General features: G+C 35.9%; 14 protein-coding genes. 8 read left to right on the top strand and 6 right to left on the bottom strand.

Going from position 1 to position 13,784, the window contains the following annotated elements:
- Window positions 1-79 precede the first annotated feature (79 nt).
- Both IWX83_RS01350 and IWX83_RS01345 read left to right on the top strand, forming a co-directional pair.
- Window positions 80-1,030, top strand: a complete 951-nt coding sequence (locus IWX83_RS01350) for a GSCFA domain-containing protein (protein ID WP_196827135.1) — start codon at window positions 80-82, stop codon at window positions 1,028-1,030.
- A 2-nt stretch (window positions 1,031-1,032) separates the two neighbouring features.
- Complete coding sequence (locus IWX83_RS01345; protein WP_073352684.1) at window positions 1,033-1,653, top strand: DUF4230 domain-containing protein; 621 nt, start codon at window positions 1,033-1,035, stop codon at window positions 1,651-1,653.
- A 237-nt stretch (window positions 1,654-1,890) separates the two neighbouring features.
- Here IWX83_RS01345 and IWX83_RS01340 read toward each other — a convergent pair whose 3' ends face one another.
- Complete coding sequence (locus IWX83_RS01340) at window positions 1,891-3,648, bottom strand: aromatic amino acid hydroxylase (RefSeq protein ID WP_196827133.1); 1,758 nt, start codon at window positions 3,646-3,648, stop codon at window positions 1,891-1,893.
- 350 nt (window positions 3,649-3,998) lie between these two features.
- Here IWX83_RS01340 and IWX83_RS01335 point away from each other — a divergent pair, with 350 nt between their 5' ends.
- Together IWX83_RS01335 and IWX83_RS01330 are read left to right on the top strand one after the other, a co-directional pair.
- Window positions 3,999-4,247: a hypothetical protein gene (locus IWX83_RS01335; protein WP_196827131.1), complete on the top strand. Its 249-nt coding sequence runs from the start codon at window positions 3,999-4,001 to the stop codon at window positions 4,245-4,247.
- A complete protein-coding gene (locus IWX83_RS01330) occupies window positions 4,244-4,537 on the top strand; it encodes a type II toxin-antitoxin system RelE/ParE family toxin (protein WP_073352681.1) in 294 nt (97 codons plus the stop codon). Before IWX83_RS01335 ends, IWX83_RS01330 begins: the two co-directional genes overlap by 4 nt.
- A gap of 34 nt (window positions 4,538-4,571) precedes the next feature.
- Here the strand turns inward: IWX83_RS01330 and IWX83_RS01325 are convergent, their stop codons facing one another.
- The 5 genes from IWX83_RS01325 to IWX83_RS01305 all read right to left on the bottom strand — a co-directional run bounded on the left by IWX83_RS01325 (window position 4,572) and on the right by IWX83_RS01305 (window position 9,146).
- Window positions 4,572-5,705, bottom strand: coding sequence for an esterase-like activity of phytase family protein (locus IWX83_RS01325; protein ID WP_196827129.1), 1,134 nt, complete (start codon window positions 5,703-5,705; stop codon window positions 4,572-4,574).
- Window positions 5,706-5,766: 61 nt separating this feature from the next.
- Window positions 5,767-6,168 (bottom strand): group III truncated hemoglobin, encoded by a 402-nt coding sequence (locus tag IWX83_RS01320; protein ID WP_196827127.1) that lies wholly within the window; start codon window positions 6,166-6,168, stop codon window positions 5,767-5,769.
- Window positions 6,169-6,226: 58 nt separating this feature from the next.
- A complete protein-coding gene (locus IWX83_RS01315) occupies window positions 6,227-6,763 on the bottom strand; it encodes a DUF4136 domain-containing protein (protein ID WP_196827125.1) in 537 nt (178 codons plus the stop codon).
- Window positions 6,764-6,812: 49 nt separating this feature from the next.
- On the bottom strand, window positions 6,813-8,795 hold the full coding sequence (locus IWX83_RS01310) for a urocanate hydratase (protein WP_196827123.1): 1,983 nt from the start codon (window positions 8,793-8,795) through the stop codon (window positions 6,813-6,815).
- 174 nt (window positions 8,796-8,969) lie between these two features.
- Window positions 8,970-9,146, bottom strand: coding sequence for a DUF5522 domain-containing protein (locus IWX83_RS01305; RefSeq protein ID WP_175455457.1), 177 nt, complete (start codon window positions 9,144-9,146; stop codon window positions 8,970-8,972).
- Between the two features lie 123 nt (window positions 9,147-9,269).
- Here IWX83_RS01305 and IWX83_RS01300 point away from each other — a divergent pair, with 123 nt between their 5' ends.
- The 4 genes from IWX83_RS01300 (at window position 9,270) to IWX83_RS01285 (ending at window position 13,768) form a co-directional block, all read left to right on the top strand.
- Window positions 9,270-9,611 (top strand): hypothetical protein, encoded by a 342-nt coding sequence (locus tag IWX83_RS01300; protein WP_196827122.1) that lies wholly within the window; start codon window positions 9,270-9,272, stop codon window positions 9,609-9,611.
- Between the two features lie 436 nt (window positions 9,612-10,047).
- Window positions 10,048-11,880, top strand: a complete 1,833-nt coding sequence (locus IWX83_RS01295) for a T9SS type A sorting domain-containing protein (protein WP_196827120.1) — start codon at window positions 10,048-10,050, stop codon at window positions 11,878-11,880.
- Window positions 11,881-11,967: 87 nt separating this feature from the next.
- Window positions 11,968-12,864, top strand: a complete 897-nt coding sequence (locus IWX83_RS01290) for a 1-aminocyclopropane-1-carboxylate deaminase/D-cysteine desulfhydrase (RefSeq protein WP_196827118.1) — start codon at window positions 11,968-11,970, stop codon at window positions 12,862-12,864.
- Window positions 12,857-13,768, top strand: a complete 912-nt coding sequence (locus IWX83_RS01285) for a glucosaminidase domain-containing protein (protein ID WP_196827116.1) — start codon at window positions 12,857-12,859, stop codon at window positions 13,766-13,768. Before IWX83_RS01290 ends, IWX83_RS01285 begins: the two co-directional genes overlap by 8 nt.
- Window positions 13,769-13,784: the final 16 nt, after the last annotated feature.

Here is a 13,784-nt window from a genome sequence, read left to right as displayed (position 1 = left end):
TTTTTATAGCCAATGAAAAAAGAGCGAAACACCATTTAATTCGCTAAAATTATTCAAATTTGTAGTAAATAAAATAGCCATGCAATTCAGAACCCAAATCCCCATTTCTAAAAGTAATCATCCTTTAGATTACAATTCAAAGATTGTCTCTTTAGGTTCTTGTTTTGCTGAAAATATGGGAGATAAATTCCAGTATTTTAAATTTCAAAATACCATCAATCCGTTCGGGATAATTTTCAATCCGGTTTCTATTGAGAAAATTATCCAAAAAGCCATAAATACAGTATTATTCACCGAAAAAGACATTTTTTTTCACAATGAACGCTGGCATTGCTTTGATGTGCATTCTGATTTGAGTAATCCAAATAAAGAAGATTTATTAGCGTCTTTAAACGCACTAATCAAATCAACAAATCAACAAATATCCAAATCAACGCATATCATCATAACGTATGGAACCTCGTGGGTTTATCGAAATATAGAAAGTGATTCTATTGTGGCCAATTGCCATAAAGTGCCACAAAAGCAGTTCAAGAAAGAATTGCTTTCTGTTGAAGGAATAGAAAAAAGTGTTGCAAACACAATCAAATTAATTCATGTTGTAAATCCTAATTGCACTATTATTTTCACTGTTTCGCCGGTGCGTCACATCAAAGACGGTTTTGTCGAAAATCAATGGAGCAAATCCAATATAATTAGTGCACTTCATAAGACTTTTGACTGTCAACTTTCGACTATAAATTACTTTCCTTCTTACGAAATCATGATGGATGAACTTCGGGACTACCGTTTTTATACCGAAGACATGCTGCATCCCAATCAAGTCGCAATCGATTATATTTGGAAACGTTTCATGGAAACTACTATTTCTGAAACTGCTTTTCCTACGATGGAAGAGGTAGAACGCATACAAAAAAGCCTTTCTCACAAACCTTTTGACCCGAATTCAGAAAGTCATTTGAAATTTGAGTCTAAAGTCAGAGAAAAAATCACTAAATTGGAAAGTCAATATTCATTTATGAAATTTTAATTATGCTTAGAAGAATACTTATTGGAATAGCAGTTGTTGGTGGAATATTTTTATTGTTTAAATACTGTGATTTTAAGAAAAATGACGACCAAGATATCACGTACAATACTAATCTCATTCAGCAACAAATCCTAAACGTAGGGAAATTGGTCGTAACCGAAGGACATTTTTCGGAAGTTATCACCTATAAAAACCAACAAAAATACTTAATGGATATGCTTTCTTTCGAGAAAAAAGCGTTGGTTGTTGTGAATGCTGACGTTACGGTGGCTTATGATTTGCATCTCATGAAATACGATATTGATTCGATCAATAAAACAATCACGATTGTGAGTATTCCAAAAGAGGAAATTAAAATTAGTCCTGATATTCAGTTTTATGATGTGGAGCAGAGTAAATTAAATCCGTTCACGGGAGAAGATTACAATAAAATAAACAAATCTGTAAAGGCGAATTTGGCTAAGAAAATTGAGAAATCATCTTTGAAAACCAATGCGCAAAATAGATTAATTAGTGAGTTATCCAAACTTTTAATAACGACCAGTCAGTTGGGTTGGACCTTAAAATACGATGGAAAAGTGATTGAAACCGAGAAGGATTTTGGGAAGCAAATCAAAATGTAATTTAAAAAACTTAGCCACAGATGCACCGATTTTAAATAATTTTAAAAATCTGTGAATCTGCGGTTGATTTTTATTGGTTAAACAAATAATAGAAAACATGCATTTTAGTGTATTTCGCTTTAGCTTCTACAAATATTTTTTACCACAATTTCCGCAAATTTTCACAAATTAATATGTGAAAATTTGTGGAATTTGTGGTGAAATTTTGACCCTGCAGACTTTCATTCCGAGGTTTAGTTAAGCTTTCTCTTTGTCAAAAATCAAGTCCAAACCTCCAGCAATCAAATGCGCTACTTCAGGTCTTTTGTTTTTTAATTGATCCAGATAAACCATTATTTCTTGCAACAATTGTGGCTCGGTTCTAACGTTTAAAAGTTCTACGATTTCAACTGCTAGCAACCAATCGTTTGGGTGATTGTTTTGTAGTTTTTCAAATAGTGGTGCCAAAGAAGTTTCCGTATCCTTGGTTTCTCTTATGTTTCGAACCGTTTGGTATAAAATTTCTAGATCATCGCGTTCAGTCGAATGTTTGGCTTTTATAGTGGTGCTGGACGGAAGGTGCGAAATCAAGTCAAAACTATTCACGTCAGCAGGACTTGAAAAAGCCGAAATTACTTTCTTGCCCACGGCCATATCGTAAATGCCCCATTCCGGCTGAAATAAAACAGTTTCGCCATGCGTAACCGTACAGTTTTTAAAGCGAATCAGCGTAATTTCTCCTTGTAAATTTCTGGAACCGGTAACAATTTCACCCTCAACAATGATTCCGCCTTCAAATTCCAGTTTAACGGTTTTAGATTCTAAAATGTCGTAGGCATTCAAGTCTTTTGGACTCATGTCTTCAATGGCTAAGTTGATGCCTTCTAGCTTTCCTATTGGACTTCCAAAGCCTTCTGGGTGTGTCAAAGTGCCATGTCCTACTAACTCTTTTTCTCTATAAGCCAAAGCTGTTTTACCAGTAGTTTGTATGTAAATAGGTTTGCCATCCTGCTCAATAACGGAACTGAAAACACCTGAAATTTGTAAACCAGTACTCAATTCAATAGTTCCTAAAGCATTCGAGTCAATAAGTTTATTAATTCCCGATAAACCGCCTGTGCGCAGAGCCATTTTATTGGCAAATTCTTCTAAAACCAAATTCAAATACGCAAATGTTGGCGTAACATACAATTGTGGTTGCAGTTTTGTAATGTCAAAATTTTGCGTAGCGGCCGAAATATCATACGTTATTTTCCTCACTTCCGGTGTCATGCAATGCGCACTTTCACCAATAGAAGACAGTAAACCAGCGCCGTAAATTTTTGGATTCTCTACTGTTCCGATCAAACCGTATTCCACAGTCCACCAGTGTAGGTTTCGTATTTGGGCCATTTCTGATAATTCGCCCATGTTGTTCTGTAAATCTTCCACCGCTTTTTCAGCAGCATCAATCGTAGCTTGTGGCGTATCTTCGGCTTCTTTTACAATCGAAAGCAGTCGGATTGCTTCGTACATTTCGTAGTCTTTGTGCGAAGAAATCGCTTTGCAACCTATCTCTCCAAAACGGCGTAAGTATTCAGCATATTCTGGATTCGCAATAATGGGCGCATGACCGGCACCCTCGTGAATAATATCCGGTGCAGGCGTGTATTCTATATGTTCGAGTTGGCGAATGTCTGATGCAATTACAAGAACATTATAGGCTTGGAATTCCATAAATGCATTGGGTGGAATAAATCCATCCACGGCAACTGCAGCCCAACCTATTTCGGTTAAAATTCGATTCATCCCGTACATACTCGGGATTTTGTCAATCTCGATTCCTGTTTTTTTTAAACCTTCCAAGTAGGAACTATGCGCCACTTTTGATAAATACGCTACATTTTTGCGCATCACATAACGCCAAACCGCTTGGTTTATAGGCGTGTAATCGCTATAGTCCTGAGGTTTAATAAATTGTCGTAAGTGCTTTGGCAATCGGTCTAATAACGGATTGCTTTCTATAGTTGAGTTCATATCGAAAACGTTGTAGTTCTACTGCAAAAGTACGAATTTCAGGAGCGATTTCCCGCTTTTCATTGCAAGTTTTTGCAAACCCGTTTGTTTTTCTAAAGTTCCAGCACGAGCTTCCTTTGGTCGCTCTGCGGCAACAAGAAAAACCAAAACGGCTTTTGCAAAAAGCTTTTCATTTCACTCGGGGCTAGGGCATTTGGGGGATTTATGAAACAGTATCGTTTAAATTTTATATGGTTTTTTTAACTATTTAGTTTTGTTATCCCTTATGATATTTAGTTCTAATGAAAAAGGAATCTCTGTACAACTGTGCGTTAAAAAATGGTATCTTTACTCTATTAAATGAAAGTGTTATGAATATCGAGTCATATAAGAATCAGATTATCAAAAAACTAATAGCAGTTCAAGATGAAAAGCTATTAGAGCAAATAGAGTCTATTTTAAACGGGAATTATGTTGTTGCAAATACTTTTGGAGGTAAATTTTTGACTAAAACCCAGTACATAGAGCACATAGAATTTATTAGTCAATCTGTTGCAGATGGAGCAGAAACCTATACTTCAGAACAAGTTAGAAGCCATGTTTTATCTCAAAAGAAATGATTGTAATTTGGTCTCAGGAAGCTAGCAAATCGCTTTCTGAAATTTATAATTATATTTTTGAGGATAGTCCACAAAACGCAGACAAAGTTTTGAATAAGATAATTGATTTGGTAGAGTCGTTACAGGATGAACGCTATGAATATTCAATTGATCCTATTATTAATAAAGAAAAATTTCGACATATAAGTATTTGGTCTTACAAAATTATATATGAGCGGACGAATGAGAAAGTCCTGATTCTAGACATTTTTAATGGAAAGCAAAACCCTGATAAATTGAAAAAGTTTTAATAATCACAACAACTGTTAAGTATTGTTTTAAAATCTACTCCACCACCTCAAACACCAATACCTGCGTTTTTTGTTTTTCCGAAAAATTATTATCAGATACAAAAATCAAGGAGGAATTACCATTGGCTAATTTTGGTCCAAAAGTAAGTCCTTCGATATTATCAATAAAAATTCCCAAATCATCCATGTTCAGAATCATTTTTTTAGAAGCCAATTCCAATTTTTGGTTTTGTAACGAGTTGTAGTTTTTTACATCAGTAGCCTTTTTCAAGTCACATAAAAATACTTTTACCGTGCAGGCTCGTGTTCCAGTTGAGTAGGAACGCTCCACTACTAATAACTGATTTTTACCATAATGCTGAATCGCTGAAACGCCATTGACAGCAAAACTTCCTTTTGGATCGGGCTCAAGAGCAATGGGTTCTAATTTATAGCCGAATTGAGCGGTATTCTTTTTAGTTTTCGCATCAAATTTATAGATTCGGATGTATCCGCCGTTGCTGGTATTGGCTTGGTTGCCATCTTCAAAAAGTGGTTCTTCAATGTTGGTGTAAATGTTTTTATATTTTTTGTCAAAAGTGATACCTTCTAAAGTGCCGTTATTTCTCGGTTCTTTTTCTTGTTGCTGCATTTTTAAATTTTCTGGTAATGTGACATTGCTTAGAAAATTACCTTTTAAATCCGTGAAATTTAAGGAAGGATCTTGCAACACTTGTTTGTTTCCAGTAATCACTCGTGCGCCTTCGCTACTCCAAACTAAAGTGTTTGTTTTTGGGTTGTATCGAATATCTTCAGGATCTGATGAAGTGGTTGGTGTGGTATTCCAATTACCATAAACTTCTCCACTTTCGTTTTTTAAATAGCTAACACTTTGGAAAACCATGCTTTGTATTTTGTTTTCGACTAACGGAATTTTTGCAGTATAAAAACGAGCCTCGTTAAACATCGATCTGTCATCACAAATCAGGTAATACAAATCGTTTTTTGCATCATAATCTATGCCGGACAATCCGCCTACTTTTGTATTCTGAAACGTTTCCTCAAATGGAATTTCAATGGTGCTGATTAGTTTTAAATTGGGAGCTGGTGTGTTTTCAACGGTTTGTTTTAAATTGGAACAAGAAAACAGAAAAGCTGGTAAAACGACAAGAAATAATAATTTACGCATAAAAAATTGTGTTGGTGTTTGCGAAAAAGACAGGTTTTAGATTAAAAAACTACTTTTAAAACTATGAATTGTTCGTTTGGTTTTTTTCAAGATTGCGGAAATAGTCAATTTTGTAGTTGAACATTTCTGCCATGTTTTTAGCTCGGTATTTCGCTTCATCGGCTAATGGCCCTGTAAATAAAGTATCCGTAGTTTGTGTGAAAATTTCCATCCAGCGGTCAAAATGTTCTTTGGCAACTGGCAATTGTTTGTGCGGCGGAAAGGGACTTCCGGAATAGGAATGTACTTCTAGCAAGATAGTTTGCCAAAAGCGGTACATTCTTTGGAGATGTTCCGGCCAGCGATCGCCTATTTTTTCGTTAAATATAGGTCCAATGAATTCGTCTTTTTGAACTTTAGAATAAAAAGTATCTACTAGTAATTTAATATCTTCAAGTGTAGTAATGTCGGTTTGTGGTGTCATGATTGGGAATAAAAAAGCCTACGCAAAGGTAGGCTTTAAGTTTGATTTTAGTCGAAATCTATTTTGCTTTTGGTGGAAACTGCTCCAAAATTTTAGCGACAAATTCATTGATTCTATTTTCTTTATCTTTTCTATTTTCTGTCAGATATCCAATGCCTTCGCCCTGCCATACCAATTCTTTTTTCTTACCGTCAATTAAATCTATAAATAATGTTCCTTCCGTTGAGGACGAAGCCATAGTGTTTTGTCCTCCCCACATGAAAGGATTCCATCCCCAACCCCAACCGTATCCCCAACCCATGTTGAATTGATTGACATCTATTTTCTCTCTTTCTTTAGTGAGAATGTTGATTAGTAAATCAGGATTTTCACTTTTGGTCATTCCTTTTTTGCTTAATTCCCGATCAATGGCATTGAGTATTCTTTTCTTATCTAATTCTGAAATTTCAACTTTATCAATTCCTTTTTTGTGAAAAGCGTAGGTTTTATATTGGCTAAAATCTACTTTATTATCAAAATCAGAATAGACTCTTACGGAACTGCAAGAGGCAACTACGAGGAGTAGGAGGACAGGAAGGAGTTTAATTGCTTTCATGACTTAATTATTTGATTACTATGAGTTTCCTAAAGATACGTTCAAAATTTTAAAAATCCAACAAATTGTCGGCTACTATATTAGGGATGGTTACTTTCAATAAAGGTTGCGTCTCCATCGCTCTTTTTATAGCAAATACTGCTCCTTCATTTCTCGCCCAACTTCTTCTAGAAATCCCATTGTTGACATCCCAGAAAAGCATTGATGCTAAACGTTTTGAAGCTTCTTTAGATCCATCAAGAACCATACCAAAACCACCGTTAATTACCTCGCCCCAGCCCACGCCACCACCATTGTGAATGGATACCCAAGTGGCGCCTCGAAAGCTGTCTCCAATGACATTTTGTATCGCCATATCAGCCGTAAAACGAGAGCCATCATAAATATTAGAGGTTTCTCTGTAAGGCGAATCGGTGCCAGAAACATCGTGGTGATCCCGACCTAAAACGATTGTTCCTATTTCGCCTTTGGCTATAGCCTGATTAAAAGCTTCGGCAATTTTTACGCGACCTTCAGCATCAGCATAAAGGATGCGGGCTTGGGAACCTACAATCAATTTGTTTTCCTGAGCGCCTTTTATCCAGTGAATGTTATCCTGCATTTGTTGCTGAATTTCTTCGGGTGCAGTTTTTGCCATTTCTTCCAGAACTTGATATGCAATTAAATCTGTTTTGGCTAAATCTTCCGGTTTTCCCGAAGCACAAACCCAACGGAATGGGCCAAACCCATAATCAAAACACATAGGTCCCATAATATCTTGTACGTAACTTGGGTACTTGAAATCGATATGGTTTTCTGCCATAACATCAGCTCCGGCGCGGGAAGCTTCCAGTAAGAAAGCATTTCCATAATCAAAGAAATAGGTTCCTTTGGCAGTGTGTTTATTGATAGCTGTGGTATGGCGGCGTAATGTTTCCTGTACTTTTGTTTTAAATAAATCAGGTTTTTGAGCCATCATTACATTGGCTTCTTCAAAGGAAATATCAGCTGGATAATAGCCGCCCGCCCACGGATTATGTAGCGAAGTCTGATCGGAACCTAAATCGATATGAATATTTTCTTGGTCAAATTTTTCCCAAACATCAACCACGTTTCCTAGATAACCGATAGAAACAATTTCATTATTGGCTTGCGCCAAAGCTACTCGTTGCACTAATTCATCTGCGTTCTCAATGACTTCATTGATCCATCCTTGACTGTGGCGAATGTGTGTGATTTTTGGGTTTACTTCGGCACAAACGGTGATGCAACCTGCAATATTTCCAGCCTTTGGTTGTGCGCCACTCATTCCGCCCAAACCTGATGTTACGAATAAACCGCCTTTTGGGCTGCGTTTTATTTTCCGAAAACCATTTAAAACCGTAATGGTAGTTCCGTGTACAATTCCTTGCGGACCAATATACATGTAACTTCCTGCGGTCATTTGTCCGTATTGTGAAACGCCTAAAGCATTCATTTTTTCCCAATCGTCTGGTTTAGAATAATTAGGAATTACCATTCCATTGGTCACGACAACTCTGGGTGCTTCTTTGTGGGAAGGAAACAAACCCATAGGATGTCCGGAATACATGGTCAATGTTTGTTCCTCGGTCATTTCTGATAAGTATTGCATCGTCAATAAATACTGTGCCCAATTTTGAAAAACAGCTCCGTTACCTCCATACGTAATCAATTCATGCGGATGTTGTGCCACAGCATAATCCAAATTGTTTTGAATCATCAGCATAATGGCTTTGGCCTGTTCACATTTTCCTGGATATTCATTAATTGGACGCGCACGCATTTCATAATCTGGTCGAAAACGGTACATATAAATACGGCCGTAGGTTTCCAGTTCTGCTGAGAATTCTATGATTAATTCAGCGTGATGTTGCGGTTCAAAATAACGTAAGGCATTGCGGAACGCCAGTTTTTTTTCTGCTGTCGAAAGGATTTCTTTGCGCTTTGGGGCGTGGTTGATGTCTATTTCGTATGGTTTTGGTTTGGGTAAAACCGATGGAATTCCTTGTTGTATTTGTTCTTGAAAAGTCATGTTTAGCTGTTGATTCGTTATTTTTTTATGTTGATTTGTTAAAGAAGCTTTTACTTCTTAAAAATGTAACAACTAAGGATAACGAATATCCGACCTGTGGTAGGATTTGTGAATTTTGATTCGATATTTCTGGGAACAAATATCCATTTTTGTTGATTTGTTTAATAAGGATGCTTACTTTTTATTGGTTCCTGTTTTTTTATCAAAACCATACGGACAATGTCTACAACCGCTTTTACAGCAATAACCCCTTTTTAAATGGTGCTTTTCAGTAAAACATTTGTATCCTTCCGGAGTGTAATAGAAGTCTTCCCCTTCTGTCATTTTATTTTCCTTACTTTGTTCAATCATAATTGGGATTGTTCTGTGGTGTGCGTAGTACCTACTTTTTCAATTAACCGCATCTCTCAAACGATTGCGTTTTTGATTAAAGGATACGCCTTTATCAATACAAATTTATAAATTTTATAGCGAATGTTTCTAATTGTTGCTAAATATTTAATTCCGAAAGGATATCGCGGTGTCACACTATTTCCGTTTGTATTGTTTAAATATCGGGAAGATTTAAAAGATACTATTCTGATTAATCACGAAAAAATCCATCTTCGTCAGCAAGTAGAACTTTTAATCGTGCCGTTCTTTATTTGGTACCTATTAGAATATATTTTTCGTTTGTTCCAATATAAAAGCGCCAATCTCGCCTACAGAAACATTAGTTTTGAAAGAGAAGCGTATGCTAACGAAAAGAATAATCAATATCTGGCTAGAAGATCTTTCTTCCGGTTTATAGAGTATGTAGTGCTACATAAAAAATAGCTGTAGTACTATTTTTATACTTTTGGCACCTCTTTTCTAAAGTGCACTCTATTTAAAGTTCCCCCTATTTAAATTCTCATTTTTAGTGGTTTTTGATCATTTTTTTTCGAGTCTGTATTTGGACAATTTCCGATTTTTATTCAAATTAATTTTATAAGAAAATAATTATTTAAAATATAAAAACATGTACTTTAACGATTATTTATACTTTTTATCGGTATTAATGACGTTTGCTATTGTCTTTTTATTGTAATTTTAGATAAAAATACGAGGTTTTGTATTTGTAATATCAAAAGCAAAACGGTTACTTGGATTAGCAGATCTGTTTTTTAGGTCTAACGGATTCATTTTTAGACTTTAAAGCAGTCTTGTTCTTATAAGGAATATCGTATTTAAAACAAAAAAATTAGCATTAACGCAATTAATTTACACGATTATGGAAAGAGAACTACTTAAAAAAATAATGGTATTAGCAACAGTACTTTTAATTCAAAACTCCATTGAAGCCCAAATGTATGTTAGCGCTAATAGTTCCGTTTTTGCCAGCAACGAGGTGGTTTATATTGGGCAAGATTTAGCGTTAAATGCCGCTACTAGTTCTTTTTATTTGAGGGAAAACGCACAGCTTTTACAAGGTTCAACAAGTGTTGGAGCAAATAAAGGAGTCGGTAGTTTGTCTGTTTTTCAAAAAGGATCAACAAATAATTTTCAATATAACTATTGGTGTTCGCCTGTAGGAGGGAGTATTGCAACTGCCGGAAATTCGCCATTTGGAGTGACGCAACTAAAGGACATTGACGGTTTGATCACTTTCAAAGAGCCTTCTATGTTGCCTATGAACAACTATGATGGGACTGCAAGTCCGTTAGCCATAGCTCCTTTTTGGATCAATAAATTAACAGCTTCATCGGACTATTCTAATTGGATTCAGGTGGGATCTAGCTCTAGTCTGAATGCCGGAGAAGGATTCACAATGAAAGGAACGTCAGGAACTAATGGGTTTACGGTCAATGGAGTTCAAAATAACCCGGGAAGCCAACAGCGTTACGATTTTAGGGGGAAGCCAAACGATGGTACTATTTCCATACCTGTTGCAATTGCGCAATTTACTTTGACTGGTAATCCGTATCCTTCTGCAATTGATTTATCTGCTTTTCTATCGGCTGAAACAAATTGTACTGGTATTGCTTATTTTTGGGAGCAAGATCCTACTGTGAATTCGCACTTTATTGCAGACTATAAAGGGGGTTATGGGACGTTCGCTCCGGGAGATTTAGGAACTACTGGAATTTATGTTCCAGCGACATTTTATTCTTATGATGGTTCTGGAAATGAAGGAACGGCAGGTGTAAATGGGGCTAATTATGAAAGACGTTTTTCGCCAATAGGGCAAGGGTTTTTAATTGATGGTGCTGCAAATGGAGTGGTACAGATGAAAAATGTTTACAGAGCGTTTGTAAGAGAAACGCCACCTGTTGAGTCTCCAAGTAAAATGATGAGTACTGTAAAAACAAAAAGTGCTACGGGTTTTATGACTGCAATACAAGCAGTGTCCGGATTTGATTATGCGACGGTAAGTATGGCTCCAACACCACAAATAAGATTCAATACTTTGATGAATAATCAAGGTGTGCGTCAATTGGCTTTGGCATTAATTCCTGAAGCAACTGATGGGGTCGACCGTGCCATGGATGCGATGTCCTCTGGAGATAATATCCAGTCAGATGTTTACTTTGTCATTGAAGGCTCAGAGTTTATTATTAATGCTGTAAATTTTGATATGGATAAAAAAATTGCAATTGGTTTTAGAAATGACAAACCAGCCAATTACAAAATTACAGTAAAAGAAATGGTCAACTTTAGTGGCGCAAATGCGGTTTATTTGCACGACAAAGTGAAAAATACCTACTTTGATATTGTAAATGATTTTCATGAATTAGATTTGCCAGCGGGCGAAAATAACTCACAGTTTGAAATATCATTTAAAAACAACGGTACTTTGGGTATTGATGATGCAGCAAAAGAAAATTTTGTAATTTTTCAAAATAATCCAACTAAAAATGTAATGATTGGTAACCCTTTACTTATGGATCTTGATACTTTTGGTCTTTATGACGTAGCGGGTAAATTGATTTTTGTCAAAAAAGATTTAGGAGTGAATGCCTCGTATCAATTTTCTACTTCTGGATTAGCAGATGGAATTTACATTGCTAAGTTGGCTTCCAAAGATAAAAGAGTGGTTGGCAAAAAAGTGATCATTAAAAACTAAAACGGATTAAAATAATTCAAAAATGCAATCTGAACTGGTTGCATTTTTTTATATTTAAACTTTACCTTTGTACCAAAAGCAATTCCTTTGAATCAAAAGTTGATAACATCATTTTCGAACTCTATTTCAGTACAAATCAAAAGAGAAGATTTGATTCATCCCTTTGTTTCTGGAAATAAGTTTAGAAAGCTCAAATACAATTTACTTCAAGCCAAGGCAGAGAATCAACAAACCTTGCTTACTTTTGGAGGTGCTTTTTCCAATCATATTGCTGCAGTAGCTTTTGCAGGTAAAGAACGAGGATTCAAAACTATTGGAATCATTAGGGGAGATGAATTAGCGCAGAAAGTCAATGAAAATCCCACTTTGTTATTTGCCCAAAATTGTGGTATGCAACTGGAATTTATTTCTCGGGAAGAATACCGATTGAAAAGTGAAGTGTCTTTTATCGAAAATTTGAAACAAAAATTCGGCAATTTTTATCTAATTCCAGAAGGCGGAACAAATGCGCTAGCGATCAAAGGCTGCGAGGAAATAATTACGCACGAAGATATTGATTTTGATTATATTTGTTGTTCCACAGGGACTGGCGGAACCATTTCAGGATTAATTAATAGTGCTTTGCCTCATCAAAAAGTTTTAGGTTTTCCTGCATTAAAAGGGGATTTTTTAAAAGAGGAAATTCGTAATTTTGCTCAAAATGAGAATTGGGAGCTAATATCGGACTATCATTTTGGTGGATATGGAAAAATAAATGCAGAACTAGTGCTATTTATAAATCACTTTAATGCTGAAAACCATATTCCTTTGGATCCTATTTATACTGGAAAGATGGTTTTTGGCGTTATAGATTTGATACAAAAAAATTATTTCCCTGCAGAATCAAAAATTTTAATGATCCACACTGGAGGAATTCAGGGAATTCAAGGAATGAATATTAAATTAAAAAACAAACAGTTACCAACAATAGATACCTATGTTTAAAAAAATCCTACTCCTTTTTACCCTACTTACTTTAATAGGCTGTACCGCCACCAAGCCAGTTATTGTAACCACAAAAAAAGCACCTTTAAAATCAAAAAAGGAGGTCGTCAGGACGGTCAGAAAGACAAACACAATTACCCCAAATAGAACAAAAAGCAGCGCGTCAATTCCAATCAAGGCGGAATCCAAAAGGAATGATACGGAAACAATTGTTTCTACTTCAAGAACCGTAGTCACAAACGATGTTGTTCGCGTTTATATTTCTCAATATAAAGATGTGGCAATGGGAAATATGCGAAATTACGGAATCCCAGCAAGTATTATATTGGCACAAGGAATTTTAGAATCGGGTGCAGGAAGAGGCGATCTAGCGATGAATGCCAATAATCATTTTGGTATAAAGTGTCATGTAGGTTGGACCGGAGATAGTGTCAAACATGATGATGATACAGCACAAGAGTGTTTTAGGAAATATGATAATCCATCGGAATCGTTTAAGGATCATGCTGTGTTTTTAACGGGAAGAAGCAGGTATGCAAAACTTTTTGGATTTTCAAAAGGCGATTATAAATCATGGGCCAGAGGACTTCGAACCGCGGGATACGCAACAGACCCCAAATATCCAGATAAATTAATCTCTTATATTGAGCGGTACAATTTATATCAATATGACAATCAGGTTTTGGATGTTAATTATGTTTCCAATGAAAAACAGCTGGTAGAGGAACTCACCATCGAAGCCAGAAAACCTGTCAATACTAGTTTGGCTTCCTACATAGTTCAAAAAGGAGATACGCTCTATTCGCTTTCTAAAAAATTTGAAGTACGCGTAGAAGATTTAAAACAAAAAAACAATCTCTCTGACAATACACTTTCTATTGGGCAGAAGCTGGTCGTAAAATAATTTAAAATAATGATAA

Origin of the sequence: Flavobacterium sp. CG_9.1, assembly GCF_015751645.1 — a bacterium.
In the GTDB taxonomy this organism is placed as follows: Bacteria; Bacteroidota; Bacteroidia; order Flavobacteriales; family Flavobacteriaceae; genus Flavobacterium; species Flavobacterium xanthum.
The sequence above is the reverse complement of the archived record's forward strand: the minus strand, read 5'-3'. Positions and strand labels throughout refer to the sequence as shown.